We start from the raw sequence: 13,904 nt of genomic DNA, 5'->3' as shown, positions 1-13,904 counted from the left end.
ACTTATTGCGCATTAATTCATTAAGTGAATCTAAAAATAAATAAACATAATACCAACTTAATTATACATGGATTTTTATGACAGAAACGTCATCTCACCGCTATAAACCACGCAATATAATAAATGCGCCAAATGTAAAATCGTCTATTTTTTCCCGGAGCCAACAACGCGGCGACAGCGAAAATATCCAGCGCTGGTTAAGCAACCATTTTTATCGTTGGATCATCGGTGACTTTCCTCATGTTTATCCTGTGCGCTCCGGCGCCGATTATGCCGTTTATTTTAGCGCTGATGCAGAAATCCCCGCCTGGCTGGCGCCAAAGCTGGGTGGCGATGAGCGCTTTTACTACCTTAACGTTCAGCACCCGCAACTTGTGGCAATGGAAAGAGATTTAGTGGAATTTCTTTCGCGTCAGGAAGGAACGCGGCTGGAAACTAAACTACAGCGCATCAACTGCTTTACCGTGCTGGCAATGCGCGAAGCGGAGCATCAAAAAATGCAGCGCCTGCGTGAACAAGGTTGGTATCCCTCCAACAGCGAGGCGCTAAAACCGGTGATGACGGTGAATAACGGCGTGCTGGTTGAGTTTGATGCAACAAACCCCGGCCTGCGCAGTGAGATGGCGTATGAATCCTGGCATATGCAACACTGCGTCGGAGATTTTGATAATAAAGGCGCGCTTTCCGGCGGCTACGGCGATTACTACGCCCGGCAAATTGAACAACAAAAACTTCGCCTGTTCAGCCTGCGCGACGGCAATAATATTCCCCACGTCACAATAAGCCTGGTGGTTGGTAATAACGGCCTGAGCATTGATCAGATTAAAGGTAAGCAAAATCGCCATCCTATTAAGAAATATGCTAACGATGTTTTATCTCTGTTACGCCATCTGCAACCACTTCCTGAGCGCCACGCCGATTGCGAAGAGATGGGAATAGTTTATGAAGCAACGCCGGAATATTCAGGTTGGAAATTTATTACTCATATTCATGACCTCAATTTTCTGCTCAATGTGCTGCATGACAATTTTCATTTAATGGAGCACTTCCCTACGCCTCCGGTGGCTTTACAGTGGCTGCTGCACAGCGCCCCGGAGGCGCTGCGCTATCTTCAGGTTGTTGATCCTAACGTGGCGACGGCTGCGGAAATGCTGTTTCCACGGCATGAATGGCACCCTACGCTTGCCGGAAAAAACACCAGTAGTGAACCTTTCGAAATTGAAAGCCTGACGCTACAAACCACGCGCTATCTTTCTGCAACCAGGGAGGAGCGCTAATGTTCTGGATTGTTCTTATTATTGCCGCCCTATTTTTTAGCTGGCGCAACTACAAAAAAAACAAACCGCTGATTGCGGCCCGTATCGCCGAGGAGAAAGAAAAAGATCGTCTGAAGGATCTGCGTCGCGATACCCGACGGCGGCAATGGGCGCTGGCGCTAGCTGATATCCTCGCCCGGCGCAACGGGCTACCGACCAAAGGCGTTGAGCTGGTCTTCAAACTTGACGATGACAAACGCCGCTATCTGGCACAGCAGGTAAAAAAAGAGCTGGGCTTGAGCGAAAACCTCGACGGCGCGGCGTTACGCCACAAGGTCGAGGATATCTTACGCCGCTGGCCTGCGGGCATCGGCAGCTCGCCGCGCACGTTTTACCATTATCTGGCGGCCCAGGGACAGGTCCGCGACGCGCTGGCATTCGACTGCATGCGCACCGCCTTCCTGACCCGCTGTATCGCCGGGCTCGGCTGGTGTGATGAAAATCAGGCCTGGCTGGTGTTGTTACTTAACGCCCAGCGCGCTCAGGACTGTTTTGATTCCTGGGAGGATTACGCCACCGCCTACGTTCGCGCACGCCGGGTATGGCTCACGCTACGTGACACGCCAACAGCGCCTGCCGGACGGGATTTACAGGAAGCCACCCATTATCTGCAAGACCCTGTCAGCCGCTGGCGACAACTGCCGTGGAATGAATTCAAAATTTTCGAGCCGATTTAAAGGACGCTTTATGGAACAGGGTGATCGTCTGCTCAACGCTATGTTTGAGATGTGCAACCACAAAAATCCCCTCAATGACGGGCAACGCGAATGGCATATCGCCGATATTCCCGGCCTGCTGCGCGAAGAACGCTATGACGAACTGGACGAACGCTACAACCAGGCGCTGACGGAGAGCTTTACCAGCCGCGAAGCGGAAAAGCGCTATTTCTTCGCCTGGAATCAAATGGACAACCCTTTTTACGATATGGACACGCTGGTTGAGGCCGGGCCGCAAGGATTAGCGCTGATCAAAAACTGGCAGCGCGCCCGCCCCCGCTCTACTCACGCCTGGCTTGCCGAGGCGCAATACTGGAATCACCGTGCGTGGCTGTATCGCAGCTATGGCTGGGCGAGAGAAACCACCCGAGCGATGTGGATCTGCGCTGCCGCCTGCAACGAACGGATGGTCATCGCCGTGCTCAATGCTATCGACTGTGAACCGCGCCAGTGGATGGCGGCGGCCCTGACCAGCACCAACTCAAAAGTCTTCGGCCAGCCCGACTGGCTGGTTGAGTTCCTTGTGGGCGCGGATGTTGCCGGGCAGCCATTAATGGAAGATCTGGCTGAATATCATCGCCATTCACCGCAGGAGGTGGACGCGCTGATGGCCCATTCCGGGCTGTCGTTTGCCGACGCGGTTTGCCCAAATTTGCCGCGCCCGTCCGTGCTACCGGAGTGCAATGACGATGCCGGGCAAAAATACTGGCTCGCCGTCTGCCTGGCTATTTTCCCGACGGCATTTTACGTGCTGGATGAATATATCCCGTTTCGTATGCCGCGCTGGGGAGGGTCTCACGAGGAAATCCGCGAATTTCTGGAATCAAGCGTATGCGATCACCTTTCTGCCGCAGAACGTGAACATCTGGAGCTATTAATCTGGTGGGACGATCACCGCGATCTGCGCATTAAAGAGGTTGACTCCCCGGCAGAACAGGAACGCATTATCGCCAAAGCCGAAGAGATTAGCCTGCGGGCGCATATCCAGGAATCTCGCCACAACGCGCTGGAGTGGCTGCGGGTCTGCTATAGCGATCTGGACGATAATGACGCGCTCTGGCGAACCCTTCAGCGTTCGATCATGGAAAAAGTTAAGCTCAACAATTATTTCTCTGATGACACGATAAAGTTCGCCCTGCGTGATTTTCCTGACACCTGGTGGATGTATAATTTTCTCTGTCAGAATGCGCAGCAAACGCAATTCGCAGTGCCGAAAATCCGTCGTGGCTACGTTCAGTACGCCGGGCTATTGGGTTTCGAAAAGGATGAGGCGCAAGGCCTCGCCTGGCTCGATAGCGTCGCCGACATTAAATATAACCATCACTGGCGGGCGGCGATTAAAAATTTCAACTGGTTCGGGCTCCCGGAACATTTCGTGCCGCTGGCAGAGCTGGGCGCGCAAAGAAATATCCCCGCCGCGCTAAACCTGCTGGGCCTTGAACACAATAATAAAGAGAACAACGGCCTACTACCTTACGATCCTGCCATCGCGTTAGGGTATTTTCAGCGCGCGGCGGAGATTTTGCACCGGCAGTTAGCTCTGCGCGAGAGCACCCCGTACAAATTAATAGATAACGGAGGCTATACTGACTATGAAAATGACCTGCAAAATATTCATTTCAGCATCGGCGTCTGCAACCAGCGTCTGAGTAAACAAGAATTTGATACCGAAAAACGTTCCGCTTATGAAAAAGAACTACTCGATAATCTCTGGCTGGCGCATCAGTTCGGGCATAAAGAGGCCTGGGGCTTGTTCCTGCTGAATATTTTTGAAGTGAAGGATATTACGCTGGCGCATAAGCATCTGGAACTGGTGCAACAAGAGGCCAACAAAGGCACGCTACACGCTATGGTGACCCTATCGCGCCTGCACGGTAATAAACACGATCGAACGCTGTTTAATATGAAGCTAAGCGCACGCTGGGCACATTTTGCCTTCACGCTTTACCCGGATAATGAAATCGTTATGGACTGCCTGGACCACCTGCATTTCGATTCTTTCTGGAAACGCTTTCGTTTCGCCTGGTATACCGTCCGCATCCCGAATTCAGAGCTGCCGGGACAGGTCAACTCAATGGTGTAAGGTGGTTTACTCCCCTCTCCCACGGCGCTACAATGCCCGCCCTTAAAGTGAGGACTCTCCTCCAGCCGCCTCATCAGGTGAGGCGGATCTGACCTGTCATCAGAACGAGAAAATGATGTTTAAACCAGAACTTCTTTCGCCGGCGGGAACGCTGAAAAATATGCGTTACGCTTTCGCTTACGGTGCCGATGCCGTCTATGCGGGCCAACCGCGCTACTCTTTACGCGTGCGTAATAACGAATTCAATCACGAAAATTTGCAGCTTGGCATCAACGAAGCCCACGCGCTCGGAAAAAAATTCTACGTGGTGGTGAACATCGCCCCGCATAACGCCAAGCTCAAAACCTTTATCCGTGACCTGAAACCCGTCGTCGAGATGGGCCCGGATGCGCTGATCATGTCCGATCCAGGGTTGATTATGCTGGTACGCGAGCACTTCCCGGCAATGCCGATTCACCTGTCGGTACAGGCTAATGCCGTAAACTGGGCGACGGTAAAATTCTGGCAGCAGATGGGGCTGACCCGTGTGATTCTCTCCCGCGAGCTGTCGCTGGAAGAGATTGAGGAAATTCGCCAGCAGGTGCCGGATATGGAAATAGAAATTTTCGTCCACGGCGCGCTATGCATGGCCTATTCCGGCCGCTGCCTGCTTTCCGGCTACATCAATAAACGCGATCCGAATCAGGGCACCTGCACCAATGCCTGCCGTTGGGAATATAACGTGCAGGAAGGAAAAGAAGACGTTGTCGGCAACATCGTGCATAAGCACGAACCGATTCCGGTACAGAACGTTGAGCCGACGCTCGGTATCGGTGCGCCGACGGATAAAGTGTTTATGATAGAAGAGGCCCAAAGACCGGGCGAATACATGACCGCGTTCGAAGACGAGCATGGCACCTATATCATGAACTCAAAAGATTTGCGCGCTATCGCCCACGTGGAGCGCCTGACGAAAATGGGCGTCCACTCGCTGAAAATCGAAGGCCGCACCAAATCCTTTTATTACTGCGCCCGTACCGCGCAGGTCTACCGTAAGGCCATCGACGACGCCGCCGCGGGTAAACCCTTCGACCCTACGCTGCTGGAAACGCTGGAAGGTCTGGCTCATCGCGGCTATACCGAAGGTTTCCTGCGTCGCCATACGCACGACGATTACCAGAATTACGAGTACGGTTACTCCGTTTCCGAACGCCAGCAATTTGTCGGCGAGTTCACCGGCGAGCGTAAAGGCCAACTGGCGGCCGTGGCGGTGAAGAATAAATTCTCCGTTGGCGATAGTCTGGAGCTGATGACACCGCAGGGAAATATCAATTTCACCCTGGAACAGATGGAGAACGCCAAAGGAGACGCTATGCCGGTGGCACCTGGCGATGGCTATACCGTCTGGATGCCCGTCCCGCAGGACGTTACGCTGGATTACGCACTATTGATGCGTAATTTCTCAGGCGAATCAACGCGTAACCCCCATGCTAAGTAGTTAATTGCGGTTATTTTTTCATGGCGGGAAGATTCTTAGAAATTGATCACATACCGCTTCGCTCAATGCGGGTATTATTCAACGCGCTGAAAAACATAACCCATAAATGCTAGCTGTACCAGGAACCACCTCCTTGGCCTGCGTAATCTCCCTTACGCAGGCTTATTTTTTGCATATAATCAATAAAAAAGTGGTACTTCCCGCCATATCCAAAAATTGACCACACTAACCAAAGCGCAAATGGGCGCTTTGGTTTAGAGACCTCCCCTATCCATTGCCAGCCAGCAAGTCACAATCCTCCCGCATCCGGTCAGACTCAGGACTTAGCATTCTGACATTTACGTTTAAAATCAGTGAATTAAATCAAGAACTGCTTTGTGAGAACTTACACAAAAAGTTTCCAGGTTATTAAATTAAGGTTAAAAACCGATAATTTAAGCGTGTAAAGTTATGGCACGTTTTAATGCCGGTTTTACAAGGATTAAAATAATGTTTTCCCGGATTAGAGGTTTGATTTCATGTCAAAGTAATACTCAAACCATCGCACCTACGCTCAGTCCACCTTCATCAGGCCATGTAAGTTTTGCTGGGATTGATTATCCTCTATTACCACCAGATCACCAAACACCCTTCCCACCGTCACGTATAATCGGTATCCAGAGTTATTCCTTTATCCTGTAAAATGTGATACAGATTCTCCATTGATCTAATAACTACCTCAATTTCACATTCAAGTTTCTCTACAGAACTTTCATTGAGTGAGAAATTGAGAGCCAGTAATAATGATTGTGAGTTATTATCATAACACAAATGTGGTCCATTATTCTCTGCAAACCATAAATTAGCATTGAGAAATTCAAAAGCAAGATTATTATTATCCGGAGGTCTTCCGCAAAAACCGTATATCATTATATACTCGCTATTAGTGCTTGTTAGTAAGATACGGTAACGGTTATCTATAATAAATGAGCATAATCTGTTTTCGTCAAAGGCAATTGAATCGGAATTTAATTTTAGTGAAAACTGTCTTAATAAGCGATCGGCTCTTGAATACATAACACCCCATACTCTATTTAAAGAGTTTCTATATAAGTCATAAGCCTCTTGTCTGGACGCTTAACACCCCGTGTCATCGTCGGAATTCATCTTTTCCCTATGACTTGCTGTGTTTGCTCATTTATGGCCAGGCTGGCCGGGTTCTGATGCCATTTGCGCTAAGGTATAGTCCGGCGCATATTCCCATCATACCAATTCCCCCCATGCCAAGCGATGCGCCTAAAACCGTCAGAGCGGTAGTATATGCAGCACCACTACTGACACTGGCGACAGCCCCTGAGCATACCCCACTGAAAACACTTGTAAACAATGCCGAGGTTCCCAGACACATTAAACATCTGGGTTTATTGCCGTAAGCGTTAAACTCAACGATTTCAGCTACTGGTTTTTCGTCATTACCCCGTTCAGAAGGAGGGAGCAATGGCGTTTGCGCATTCACGCCTGAAGTGACATTCATATAAACCTCTTCATGCACATGCCTGTTTATGTTTATGAGAAAAGCGGTACCTCAGGCACGACTATAAGACACCGCGCTAAGTCATCATCTAAATAGGTTTTATTTGATAACAAGAATAGTGTACTGCTAATAGTGCGTCTTGTTCCTGCCAAAGCAGTCTAAAGAACATTTCGATTTTATGCTATTAAAAAGTATGTTTGGTAATAAATATCAGGTTTTTATCTGATATTATGGTGTTTGAAATTAATACTGATAACTGACGTATGTTCGTCTTGTTAATCCTCCGTTTCGTTATTAAAGGCGCTATATCGGAAAGCGTCTGACTCCCCCTTGTGGTTTCCCTGCACTCTCACAAGCGCTACTCAATGCGCATACCGGCATCTCTCTTGTCGCCATTTGTCTTAAACCATGCTTCGCTTACCGCTGCGTACAGCAGGAAGAAAAACGGTAAAGCAATAAGTGCGCAACATTTCAATTTTCATCCTGTTCTGACCTCGCTTTTTCATTTCTGCTATACACTTTCTGGAGATTGTTGTTCAACTTATTAAGGCATAACGGATGGCTAACTTTCCCGCCAGCTTACTGATCCTCAATGGCAAAAGCGCTGATAACCAGCCGCTACGTGAGGCCATTACTCTACTTCGCGACGAAGGTATACAGATTCACGTTCGGGTAACCTGGGAAAAAGGCGACGCGCAGCGTTACGTTGATGAAGCCCGTAGACTGGGCGTTGAAACGGTGATTGCCGGCGGCGGAGACGGTACCATTAATGAAGTGTCGACCGCGCTCATCCAGATCCGCGACGGCGTAGCCCCTGCACTGGGCCTTTTGCCGCTCGGCACTGCCAACGATTTTGCCACCAGCGCCGGTATTCCTGAAGCGCTGGACAAAGCGCTGAAACTGGCGATTGCCGGAAACGCGATGGAAATTGATATGGCCAGGGTCAATGATAAAACCTGTTTTATCAATATGGCGACGGGCGGTTTTGGCACCCGCATTACCACCGAAACGCCGGAAAAACTTAAAGCCGCGTTGGGCGGCGTCTCCTATCTTATTCACGGTCTGATGAGAATGGATACGCTGACCCCTGACCGCTGCGAAATACGTGGCGAAAACTTTCACTGGCAGGGAGATGCGCTGGTAATCGGCATCGGCAACGGTCGTCAGGCCGGCGGCGGGCAGCAATTATGTCCCACCGCGCTGATTAACGACGGGCTGTTACAGCTACGGATTTTTACCGGCGAAGAGCTGCTGCCGGCGCTGTTTTCCACACTCACGCAGTCAGATGACAATCCGAATATTATTGACGGCGCCTCGGCGTGGTTTAATATTCATGCGCCGCATGAAATCACGTTTAATCTGGATGGCGAACCACTCAGCGGACAAGAATTTCATATTGAGGTGCTACCTGGCGCATTACGCTGTCGGCTGCCGCCAGACTGCCCGTTGCTACGTTAATAACACCTGTCGCTGGCCGGATGCGCTCACATCCGGCTTTTCTTCGTTAAACTCAGGCGATGGTGACTTTGCTATCCAGATAGACATCCTGTACGGCGTTAATCAACTTCACGCCATCAGCCATCGATTTCTTAAAGGCTTTACGTCCCAGAATTAGCCCCATTCCACCGGCTCGTTTGTTGATCACCGCGGTACGAACCGCGTCGCCGAGATCAGTGTCGCCGCCGTCCGCGCCGCCGGAGTTGATAAGCCCGGCGCGTCCCATATAGCAGTTCGCCAACTGGTAACGTACCAAATCAATCGGGTTATCGCTGGTCAGTTTGCTGTACACGCGATCGTCGGTATAGCCGAAGTTGACCGCTTTATAACCGCCATTATTCTCGGCCATTTTCTGTTTCACAATATCCGCGCCAATCGTAGCGGCCAGATGGTTGGCTTGCCCCGTCAGGTCAGCGGATACATGGTAATCGACGCCGTCTTTTTTAAAGGAAGAATTACGCAGGTAAGCCCACAATACGGTCACCATACCCAGCTCATGCGCACGCTCAAAAGCGGCGGAGATCTCTTCAATCTGGCGACGAGACTGTTCCGAACCGAAATAGATCGTCGCGCCTACCGCCACGGCGCCCATATTGAACGCCTGCTCAACGCTGGCGTACAGGGTCTGATCGTACTCTGTCGGATAGCTCAATGTTTCGTTGTGATTCAGTTTGACCAAAAACGGAATACGGTGCGCATAACGCCGTGAAACCGAGGCCAGTACGCCGTAGGTAGAGGCCACGCAGTTACAGCCGGCCTCAATCGCCAATTCAACAATGTTTTTTGGGTCAAAGTAGCGCGGGTTGGCCGCAAAAGAAGCGCCGGCGGAGTGCTCCACCCCCTGATCGACGGGCAGTATCGAAAGGTATCCTGTTCCCGCCAGGCGACCAGTATTATAGAGCGTCTGCATATTACGCAGAACGGCTGGTGGACGATTATTGTCAATCATCACCCGGTCAACGTAATCCTTGCCGGGTAGATAAAGCTGATCGGACGGAATGGTCATACAACGATGCTGTAAAAGGCTGTCGGCGTCTTTGCCAAGCAACTGCGCAATATCAGTCATAGCTATGCTCCCGTAAGTTCCGATAGGGTATCGGAAGGTGAATAGTCCTGTCCCGCAGATTGCGGGTCGCAATAAGCCTGGTACTGACCGACCATTTTTGCCAACTTTAGCGCATTTTTTCGGCGCTATCTGCTGACTCGATTCACGTCCGAAAAAGTGTTAGATCGGTCAAAATTAATGCTCATTGGTATTTAAAAGGTATTATTAAATGGTATTGTCATGGCGTACCTTACCTGTCATGAAGGATTCAAAAATGAAAACGACCTTTAAACTGTCGTTCATGATGTTCGTGGAGTGGTTTATCTGGGGCGCCTGGTTCGTCCCCCTGTGGCTATGGCTAAATAAAAGCGGGTTTTCCGCCGGTGAAATAGGCTGGTCTTATGCCTGTACCGCCATTGCGGCGATCCTGTCGCCGATTCTGGTCGGCTCCGTTACCGACCGTTTTTTCTCGGCGCAAAAAGTCCTGGCGGTACTGATGTTTGCAGGCGCCGTGCTGATGTATTTCGCGGCGCAGCAAACCACCTTTGTCGGATTCTTTCCGCTGCTTCTGGCCTATTCATTGACCTATATGCCGACCATCGCGCTGACAAACAGCATTGCCTTCGCTAACGTACCGGATGTTGAACGCGATTTTCCACGCATTCGCGTTATGGGAACCATTGGGTGGATAGCCTCCGGCCTCGCCTGTGGATTCCTGCCGCAAATGTTAGGCTATAACGATATTTCCCCCACCAACATTCCACTGCTCATAACCGCCGCAAGTTCAGCGTTGCTGGGCGTATTTGCGTTCTGTCTGCCAGACACGCCGCCAAAAAGCACCGGCAAGATGGATATTAAAGTGATGCTGGGGCTGGATGCGCTGGTCCTGCTGCGCGATAAAAACTTTCTCGTTTTCTTCATCTGCTCCTTCCTGTTTGCGATGCCGCTGGCCTTCTACTACATCTTCGCTAACGGCTATCTGACAGAAGTGGGAATGAAAAACACCACCGGCTGGATGACGCTCGGCCAGTTCTCTGAAATCTTCTTTATGCTGGCTTTGCCCTTTTTCACTAAGCGCTTTGGTATTAAAAAGGTATTATTACTTGGTCTTATTACCGCCGCGATCCGCTACGGCTTTTTTGTCTATGGCGGCGCGGAGACGTACTTCACTTACGCCCTGCTGTTCCTCGGTATTTTGCTGCACGGCGTAAGTTACGATTTCTACTACGTCACCGCCTACATTTATGTCGATAAAAAAGCGCCGGTTCATATGCGTACCGCTGCGCAAGGGCTTATCACCCTCTGCTGTCAGGGATTCGGCAGCCTGCTGGGGTATCGTCTCGGCGGCGTGATGATGGAAAAAATGTTTGCTTATCCGCAACCGGTTAACGGTCTGACATTCAACTGGGCGGGCATGTGGACGTTTGGCGCAGTGATGATTGCCGTCATCGCGCTACTGTTTATGATTTTCTTTCGCGAATCGGACAAAGAGATCACTGCTATTGACGATCGCGATATTGCGTTGACACAAGGGGAAGTAAAATGAAAGCAGAACGTATTCTCGGTGCTCTTTACGGGCAAGCGTTAGGGGATGCGATGGGAATGCCCTCTGAGCTGTGGCCGAGAACGCGCGTCAAAGCGCATTTCGGCTGGATTGACCGCTTTCTGCCCGGGCCAAAAGAGAATAATGCCGCCTGCTATTTTAACCGCGCGGAGTTTACGGACGATACCGCAATGGCGCTCTGCCTGGCCGACGCGCTACTCGAATGCGAAGGCAGTATTGATCCCGAGATTATTGGACGTAACATCCTCGCCTGGGCGGAACGCTTTGATGCGTTCAATAAAAATGTACTCGGCCCGACGTCAAAAATTGCGCTGAATGCGATTCGCGACGGCAAACCCATCGCGGCGCTGGAAAATAACGGCGTGACTAACGGCGCGGCCATGCGCGTTTCGCCGTTGGGCTGCCTGTTGCCGCCAACTAACCTGACAGCCTTTATAGCAGAAGTAGCGTTAGCCTCCAGCCCGACGCATAAATCCGATCTGGCGGTGGCTGGCGCCGTGGTTGTCGCCTGGGCCGTCTCGCGAGCGGTTAACGGCGACACGTGGCAAAGTATTGCCGACTCGCTCCCCGCCGTCGCCCATCAGGCGCAGACAGCGCGTATTACCACGTTTAGCGCCTCGCTATCGTCACGTCTGGAACTGGCGCTAAACATTGTCCGCCGCGCCGACGGCGTCGAATCTGCCAGCGAACAGCTCTATCAGATCATCGGCGCGGGAACCAGCACCATTGAATCGGTTCCCTGCGCTATCGCCATGGTGGAACTGGCGAATACCGATCCTAACCGCTGTGCCGTGCTGTGCGCTAACCTCGGCGGCGATACCGACACTATCGGCGCGATGGCTACCGCCATTTGCGGCGCGTTGCACGGGGTAAGCGCCATTAACCCCCAGTTAAAGCAAACGCTGGACGAGGTTAATCAGCTGGATTTTGCGCGCTATGCCGTTGCGCTGGCGAGTTATCGTCAACGGCGGGAGGCACTATGAACGGCGCACGGTTGCTGACATTATTACCGACCCTGCATACCCGGCGTCCGCTCACCGTTATCGGCGCGGCAGTGATCGATATCATTGCCGACGCCTGGACGTTGCCGCGTCGCGGAGGCGATATTGAACTGCAACAACAGAGCGTCAATGTCGGCGGCTGTGCGCTGAATATTGCCGTGGCGTTGAAACGACTGGGGATTGACGCCAGCAATGCGCTGCCGCTGGGCCAGGGCGTGTGGGCGGAGAGGATTCGCCGCCGTCTGGCAAAAGAGGGATTATCCAGCGTGATTGACGCGGTTGAAGGAGATAACGGCTGGTGTCTGGCGTTAGTCGAACCGGATGGCGAACGCACGTTTATGTCTTTTAGCGGCGTGGAAAACCAGTGGAATGCGGACTGGCTGTCGCAGCTCAGGACACCGCGGGGCAGTCTTGTCTACCTGTCCGGTTATCAACTGGCCTCGTCCTGTGGCGAACCACTGATCCAGTGGCTGGAAACCGTCGACGATGTCACGCCTTTTATCGATTTTGGCCCACGAATCGGTGATATTACAGACGATGTAATGGCGCGCATTATGGCCTGCCGACCCATCGTCTCCCTCAATCGCCAGGAAGCCATCATCGCCGCGGAACGCGCCGGACTTGCGACCGATACGCGCACTTTCGGCGAAGCATGGGTAAACCGCTTTTCCGCGCCGCTGGTGGTGCGCCACGATAAAGACGGAGCGTGGTATTTTAGCGCGCAATCTTCCGGCGTTGTGCCAGCGTTTCCGACAACCGTGGTGGATACCATCGGCGCAGGCGACAGCCATGCTGGCGGCGTGCTGGCAGGACTGGCGTCAGGCTGGCCGCTCGCGGATGCCGTACTGCTGGGAAATGCGGTGGCAAGCTGGGTGGTCGGGCATCGCGGCGGCGACTGCGCGCCCACGCGCGAGGCGCTACTCCTCGCACACAAAAACGTATAGGTCGCTACGACAATAACTGATGCTGTATTCAATAGGCCGCTGCTGCTGATCGAGCGCCACCTGCTTAATCACCAGCACCGGCACTTTACCATCCATTTGAATATGCGACTGAAACTCATCATCCGGCATCCGGGCGCTGACGCGAGATCGGGTACGCTGAGGGTAAATGTGCTGGCGACGAAAATAGTCATACAGCGAAATGCCAATCGCGTCGACATCATGAATCAGATGCGCGGGCACCCAGGACTCTTCAATCGACACCGCGTCCTCATCAACATAACGAATGCGTTTGAGTAAAAAGACGTCGCTGCCTGCGGGGATCGCCAGATGCTGCGCGACCTCATCCGGACAACTTACCACGCGTTTGTTAACCCATAGCGTATCCGGTTTTTTGCCGCGCAAGACAACCTGCTGAGAAAATCCCCGCGCCTCTTTCAGGGAATATTCAAAGATATTATTGATTTGCGTACCGTAGCCGCGGGCGCGCGTGACGACACCCTCTTCTTCCAGCGCCTGCATCGCTTTCCGTACCGTGATGCGCGAGACGCCAGTAAGCTGGCTGAGATCGCGTTCGCCAGGCAAAATATTACCGTGCTCAAGAATACCGCTGCGCACGGCATCCTTTACCGTCTGGGCGAATTTCATGTATAGCGGCGTATTATCCGCCGCTGAAATTCGTTCATTCAGTTGCGCGATGAGCCGGGTATGCGCTTGTTCCATTTATCATTTCCTGACGACGGGTCTGTAG

12 protein-coding genes and 1 pseudogene are annotated in these 13,904 nt (G+C 51.9%); 9 read left to right on the top strand and 4 right to left on the bottom strand.

The annotated features are described in order from the left end of the window. Positions 1-77 precede the first annotated feature (77 nt). From LCS67_RS08070 to LCS67_RS08050, 5 genes and pseudogenes are all read left to right on the top strand, one after another. On the top strand, positions 78-1,277 hold the full coding sequence (locus LCS67_RS08070; RefSeq protein WP_141085979.1) for a cytoplasmic protein: 1,200 nt from the start codon (positions 78-80) through the stop codon (positions 1,275-1,277). After that, positions 1,277-1,993: a DUF1266 domain-containing protein gene (locus LCS67_RS08065; RefSeq protein ID WP_000498590.1), complete on the top strand. Its 717-nt coding sequence runs from the start codon at positions 1,277-1,279 to the stop codon at positions 1,991-1,993. The genes LCS67_RS08070 and LCS67_RS08065 overlap by 1 nt, the downstream gene beginning before the upstream one ends. Before the next feature lie 10 nt (positions 1,994-2,003). Continuing rightward, on the top strand, positions 2,004-4,115 hold the full coding sequence (locus tag LCS67_RS08060) for a DUF4034 domain-containing protein (RefSeq protein ID WP_000434799.1): 2,112 nt from the start codon (positions 2,004-2,006) through the stop codon (positions 4,113-4,115). Between the two features lie 115 nt (positions 4,116-4,230). After that, entirely contained in the window at positions 4,231-5,592 is a 1,362-nt protein-coding gene (gene yegQ / locus LCS67_RS08055) for a tRNA 5-hydroxyuridine modification protein YegQ (RefSeq protein ID WP_001517981.1), read from the top strand. A gap of 450 nt (positions 5,593-6,042) precedes the next feature. Beyond that, positions 6,043-6,222 (top strand): annotated as a pseudogene (locus LCS67_RS08050) (non-LEE encoded effector protein NleB); the annotation flags it as partial. 9 nt (positions 6,223-6,231) lie between these two features. Here the strand turns inward: LCS67_RS08050 and LCS67_RS08045 are convergent. Both LCS67_RS08045 and steD read right to left on the bottom strand, forming a co-directional pair. Next, entirely contained in the window at positions 6,232-6,648 is a 417-nt protein-coding gene (locus LCS67_RS08045) for a CesT family type III secretion system chaperone (protein ID WP_001543023.1), read from the bottom strand. Between the two features lie 121 nt (positions 6,649-6,769). Further along, a complete protein-coding gene (gene steD, locus LCS67_RS08040; RefSeq protein WP_001612048.1) occupies positions 6,770-7,105 on the bottom strand; it encodes a type III secretion system effector SteD in 336 nt (111 codons plus the stop codon). A gap of 558 nt (positions 7,106-7,663) precedes the next feature. Between steD and yegS the strand changes: the two genes are divergently transcribed. Further along, positions 7,664-8,563, top strand: a complete 900-nt coding sequence (gene yegS / locus LCS67_RS08035; RefSeq protein ID WP_023207587.1) for a lipid kinase YegS — start codon at positions 7,664-7,666, stop codon at positions 8,561-8,563. 52 nt (positions 8,564-8,615) lie between these two features. Here the strand turns inward: yegS and fbaB are convergent, their stop codons facing one another. Continuing rightward, positions 8,616-9,668, bottom strand: coding sequence for a class I fructose-bisphosphate aldolase (gene fbaB, locus LCS67_RS08030; RefSeq protein WP_000129590.1), 1,053 nt, complete (start codon positions 9,666-9,668; stop codon positions 8,616-8,618). 253 nt (positions 9,669-9,921) lie between these two features. On the opposite strand from fbaB, the gene LCS67_RS08025 reads away from it, so the two are divergent. From LCS67_RS08025 to LCS67_RS08015, 3 genes are read left to right on the top strand one after another with little or no spacing between them, the layout of a single operon-like run. Then, positions 9,922-11,193 (top strand): nucleoside permease, encoded by a 1,272-nt coding sequence (locus tag LCS67_RS08025; protein WP_000858700.1) that lies wholly within the window; start codon positions 9,922-9,924, stop codon positions 11,191-11,193. Beyond that, the gene (locus LCS67_RS08020) at positions 11,190-12,194 is read left to right on the top strand and encodes an ADP-ribosylglycohydrolase family protein (protein WP_000642803.1); all 1,005 of its coding nucleotides are present in this window, start codon (positions 11,190-11,192) and stop codon (positions 12,192-12,194) included. The genes LCS67_RS08025 and LCS67_RS08020 overlap by 4 nt, the downstream gene beginning before the upstream one ends. Further along, positions 12,191-13,156, top strand: coding sequence for a PfkB family carbohydrate kinase (locus LCS67_RS08015; protein WP_001012666.1), 966 nt, complete (start codon positions 12,191-12,193; stop codon positions 13,154-13,156). The genes LCS67_RS08020 and LCS67_RS08015 overlap by 4 nt, the downstream gene beginning before the upstream one ends. Here the strand turns inward: LCS67_RS08015 and LCS67_RS08010 are convergent. Next, on the bottom strand, positions 13,130-13,876 hold the full coding sequence (locus tag LCS67_RS08010; RefSeq protein ID WP_000434062.1) for a GntR family transcriptional regulator: 747 nt from the start codon (positions 13,874-13,876) through the stop codon (positions 13,130-13,132). The genes LCS67_RS08015 and LCS67_RS08010 overlap by 27 nt on opposite strands. Positions 13,877-13,904 lie beyond the last annotated feature (28 nt).

The organism is Salmonella sp. A7 (assembly GCF_020181675.1).
Lineage (GTDB): Bacteria > Pseudomonadota > Gammaproteobacteria > Enterobacterales > Enterobacteriaceae > Salmonella > Salmonella enterica.
Note: the sequence above shows the minus strand (reverse complement) of the source record. Positions and strands in the feature narration are given on the sequence as shown.

Bases quoted from the DNA above. Each gene is read 5' to 3' on its own strand.
- LCS67_RS08060 (WP_000434799.1), top strand. From the start codon at position 2,004: ATGGAACAGGGTGATCGTCTGCTCAACGCTATGTTTGAGATGTGCAAC.
- LCS67_RS08010 (WP_000434062.1), bottom strand. From the start codon at position 13,876: ATGGAACAAGCGCATACCCGGCTCATCGCGCAACTGAATGAACGAATT.
- yegS (WP_023207587.1), top strand. From the start codon at position 7,664: ATGGCTAACTTTCCCGCCAGCTTACTGATCCTCAATGGCAAAAGCGCT.
- fbaB (WP_000129590.1), bottom strand. From the start codon at position 9,668: ATGACTGATATTGCGCAGTTGCTTGGCAAAGACGCCGACAGCCTTTTA.
- LCS67_RS08045 (WP_001543023.1), bottom strand. From the start codon at position 6,648: ATGTATTCAAGAGCCGATCGCTTATTAAGACAGTTTTCACTAAAATTA.
- LCS67_RS08020 (WP_000642803.1), top strand. From the start codon at position 11,190: ATGAAAGCAGAACGTATTCTCGGTGCTCTTTACGGGCAAGCGTTAGGG.
- steD (WP_001612048.1), bottom strand. From the start codon at position 7,105: ATGAATGTCACTTCAGGCGTGAATGCGCAAACGCCATTGCTCCCTCCT.
- LCS67_RS08015 (WP_001012666.1), top strand. From the start codon at position 12,191: ATGAACGGCGCACGGTTGCTGACATTATTACCGACCCTGCATACCCGG.
- yegQ (WP_001517981.1), top strand. From the start codon at position 4,231: ATGTTTAAACCAGAACTTCTTTCGCCGGCGGGAACGCTGAAAAATATG.
- LCS67_RS08070 (WP_141085979.1), top strand. From the start codon at position 78: ATGACAGAAACGTCATCTCACCGCTATAAACCACGCAATATAATAAAT.
- LCS67_RS08065 (WP_000498590.1), top strand. From the start codon at position 1,277: ATGTTCTGGATTGTTCTTATTATTGCCGCCCTATTTTTTAGCTGGCGC.
- LCS67_RS08025 (WP_000858700.1), top strand. From the start codon at position 9,922: ATGAAAACGACCTTTAAACTGTCGTTCATGATGTTCGTGGAGTGGTTT.